The 3715-nt window shown below is 44.4% G+C and carries 4 protein-coding genes; 2 read left to right on the top strand and 2 right to left on the bottom strand.

Annotated elements, in window-relative coordinates:
- Positions 1-803: putative bifunctional diguanylate cyclase/phosphodiesterase (locus ACWA6V_RS18890; RefSeq protein ID WP_449523949.1), on the top strand; the 803-nt coding region annotated here is incomplete at its 5' end.
- 127 nt (positions 804-930) lie between these two features.
- The gene (locus tag ACWA6V_RS18885) at positions 931-1641 is read left to right on the top strand and encodes a FadR/GntR family transcriptional regulator (protein WP_449523948.1); all 711 of its coding nucleotides are present in this window, start codon (positions 931-933) and stop codon (positions 1639-1641) included.
- A 674-nt stretch (positions 1642-2315) separates the two neighbouring features.
- Here ACWA6V_RS18885 and ACWA6V_RS18880 read toward each other — a convergent pair.
- Together ACWA6V_RS18880 and ACWA6V_RS18875 are read right to left on the bottom strand one after the other, a co-directional pair.
- Positions 2316-2873, bottom strand: coding sequence for an HD domain-containing protein (locus ACWA6V_RS18880; protein WP_449523947.1), 558 nt, complete (start codon positions 2871-2873; stop codon positions 2316-2318).
- 201 nt (positions 2874-3074) lie between these two features.
- The gene (locus ACWA6V_RS18875; protein ID WP_449523946.1) at positions 3075-3608 is read right to left on the bottom strand and encodes a hypothetical protein; all 534 of its coding nucleotides are present in this window, start codon (positions 3606-3608) and stop codon (positions 3075-3077) included.
- Positions 3609-3715: the final 107 nt, after the last annotated feature.

The raw sequence follows: 3715 nt of genomic DNA, 5'->3' as shown, positions 1-3715 counted from the left end.
AACGCGAATCGCTTGAACATATTCGCACCGCGCTCGATAATGAAGATTTTGTGCTGTTCTACCAACCCATAGTCAATATGCGCACCGGTGAAATTATTGGCGCAGAAGCATTGGTGCGCTGGCAACACCCGGAGCGCGGTTTATTAGCACCAGCGGCTTTTTTGCCGGTAATTGAAGACCATCCACTCAGTATTGAACTGGGCGATTGGGTCATCGATGATGCACTGCGGCAAATCGCTCTGTGGCGCAACTTGGGTGTGAATATTCCGGTGAGCGTAAATGTGGGTGCACAACAATTGCAGCAAGGTAATTTTGCTGCGCGCCTCGCTACACAATTATCCCAGCACCCGGAAGTGCCGCCAGATTTTCTGGAGTTGGAAATTGTAGAGACGAGCGCGTTAAAAGATATCGCCGAAGTCGCGGAATTAATGCGCTCATGTCGTGCGCTGGGCGTGCACTTTGCGGTGGATGATTTCGGCACTGGCTATTCATCGCTGACCTATTTAAAACGCCTGCCCGCCGAACTGTTAAAAATTGACCAGACATTTATCCGCGATATGCTCGATGACCCGGATGATCTGGAAATTGTGAAAGGTGTAATCGGTTTAGCCAATGCGTTTCATCGCAAAGTCATTGCGGAAGGTGTAGAGACCATCGCTCACGGCGAATTGCTGATTCCACTCGGCTGCGAACTCGCACAGGGTTACGGCATCGCTCGCCCCATGCCCGCCGCCGACTTGCCTAACTGGGCCGTAACCTGGAAGCCCGATCCCGCCTGGACAAAGCTGTACCGCTTGGTCTAAATCACTGCGTCCCGCAATCTAAAACACCGCGTTGCCAATCGCCGCCAGCGCTATTCTCAGATTGTATTATTAACAATAAATCGTTAATCTTCGTCCATCTTTTTCGTCTAACAGAGCAATGACAACGATGGCAATCCTCGACCGCAACTTCAACCTTTCCCAACGCATGGTACAAGAGCTGGGACGCACAATTATTTGCGGTGAATTTCCGGATGACAGCTTGCCGACAGAAGCAGAACTCTGCGATAAATTTGGTGTAAGCCGCAGCGCAGTGCGCGAAGCAGTAAAAATGCTCTCCGCAAAAGGATTGATCTCCAGCAAGCCACGTCAGGGCATTCGTATATTGCCGGAAGACCAGTGGAATATTTTTGATCCGGATTTGCTGCGCTGGGTATTAGAAAGCAAACCCTCGCTGCTGGTGTTAAAAGAATTTTTGCAAGTGCGCATCGCCATCGAACCCGAAGCCGCCGCCCTCGCCGCACGCTACGCAGACCAAACCACATTAGACAATATTGAAAAAGCCCTCGAAGGCATGCGCAAAGCCGAAGGTAATAGCAAAGAAGATCTGGAAGCCGACATCGCGTTTCACGTCAGCATCCTCTACGCCAGCAACAACCGTTTTTACATCCGCCTGCGTGATTTTATTTCCACCGCCCTGCGCGTCAGCATCAGCCACACCAGCCCCATCAAAGGCAACCACGAAGGCATAGTGGAAGACCACGCAAAAGTCTTCAACGCGATTAAAAACCGCAACCCCGAACGCGCGAAGCAATCTATGCTGGCGTTGATCGATGAAGCATTGAATTTTATTGAGGATGCGATTGCGGCGGGGAAGTGATATCAAAATTGGCCAGCGTTTACTAACGTTCACAGTTGGATATTTGATATTTAAGTGTGCAATGCTAAAAATGCTTCGGCTGTAATTTCAACTCCTTCGAGATTGCGAATGGTGACTTCCTTGGTGATATTCTTTCAGTCCCCTCCAGACGGCAATTCGAAGGAAGGAATCAGAATTAATCCAATACTCTCAATCATAAAACTATCTTCTATCTGCATTAATTCGACTTTATCCATTCACCAATCCTCATCCGATTACCCTGTGCTCAATGATTGAATTGGGCTCGGCCGAAAGTCTTTGAGCTTATGCTCTAGTTAAAGATTTTTGCGACCCCATTCTTTCATAAATGTCTTTCGCTCAGGACCCTTTGGCAAATTCAATACAACGCTTACGTCACTTTCTGAAACAACTTCAAACCCAGATATAGCGGAAGCGACACAGAATACATTTAGCCAATGTTTTCCACAGCTTTCACATTGAAACAAAATATATTCCATTGATTCAGCATGCCCCAAATCTTCTTTTGAATTGCTAATAATGGGCTCATCGCAGCAATTAATCTCACTTTTCTTCATCGGCTTCTGTACTTGGATGTCACGCCGAAAATATCCAGCAAGGTGCGCTGCGGAATACTTTTTTAAAGCTTTCTATATGCATTTGGATTTAACATCCTCTCAAATATAATCTTGATAGCTATTTACACGAGAAATCAATCTTTCAGACAGATAGCTATTTGCCGTATGAAGCTCACTGTGAATGAGCAAGGCCTCTTCTCTGTATTTAATTTTCTTTTCTTTAGTCCAATAAAAAGGAGGAGCTGAGAGATTCGTAATCCGATCGGCAAGTTTTACCATCCAAATTTCAACGGGTTGCATTTTAATTCTCTCTAAAGAGTCCACCATTTGCTCGTGTTTGGTAGACAGACTCTCATCCTTTGTTAATGCTTTAACGCCTTCCGCAACGTCTTTGCCAAAATTTGATGCCAACTGCTCATATGTAGCTTCTGTGTCTTCCAAGGTGTCATGAAGAAGTGCACATTGAATGGCTAAATTACCATCGGCTTCAGGTGTATTGTTTAGAGCCCAAATTAGCTCCATTGCAACGCTCCCAACATGATTAATATAATCAAATTGTTGGCCATCAACCGGCCCGCCGTAGGTCTGCCCGTGATGAGCTAGAGTTGCGAAGTCCCATGCCTTCACATAAACATCCTGAGACCAATTTGAAGTCATCTTATATCCCCTTCGATGTAACATTTCGTTCAGCAGCGGTAAATCAGTGGCACATTAGGAGGTGTTGATTTTTACCGCAACCGTTTGCCAAGCCTTAATAAAAGACCATTACCCACCAAAAAAATACAAGTAAAGTGTTTGTGAATACAGTACAAACAGAAGAGAGGAGTCACCATGAATATTACATGTTTGACCGCTTTGTTAACCCTTTACCATTTTTTTAGCGACCATCTTTTTAAATCCTTTAAGATAAAAATATGGGGCATTATATGATTTAACCGAGAACCCAGGGTCTTTCATCGCTGAGGCGAACAATGCGAATAGTAAGAACACAAATATCATGATGGCAATAAATACACCAACTGTCCCGTCAAATTGAAACCTCAAAAGGATTGAACCAATAAAACCTACCCAAGAAATTATTGATATTTTTGACCAAAGGACCTTCTTCTTATTGCATGGCTTGCATCTCTCAAATTCTATATTTACGTCTTTTCTACAAACGAAATACGCAATAATCAATGCGAGTGGACTGAGCAAAATCCACAATATAATAATTGGATTAACATATCTAAGCTTATCTTGCACTTTAACTAAATCAGATTCTGTTCCGCAACCAACGCAGATGCTAGGCAACTTTCCCGGCTCTTTAATTTTAAATTGGTTCCCAGCCAGCTCAATTGAGTTGTAGTTCGTTTGGCTCGAATTCGGAGTTTTATAAATTGAGTCGTTCATGGATTCTCCTCGCTTATAATGGTTAAAGCTTAGTTAATGGGCAGTTTGTAAATTGCGCTTGCGATAAACTTTCCGCAACGATTCACCAAACGCGCGACTTAAGAACT

It is taken from the genome of Cellvibrio sp. (genome assembly GCF_053579595.1).
This window is presented reverse-complemented; position numbering and strand designations above follow the sequence as displayed.

Excerpts from the sequence above, each read along its gene's own strand:
- ACWA6V_RS18885 (WP_449523948.1), top strand. The coding sequence starts at position 931 with ATGGCAATCCTCGACCGCAACTTCAACCTTTCCCAACGCATGGTACAA.
- ACWA6V_RS18880 (WP_449523947.1), bottom strand. The coding sequence starts at position 2,873 with ATGACTTCAAATTGGTCTCAGGATGTTTATGTGAAGGCATGGGACTTC.
- ACWA6V_RS18875 (WP_449523946.1), bottom strand. The coding sequence starts at position 3,608 with ATGAACGACTCAATTTATAAAACTCCGAATTCGAGCCAAACGAACTAC.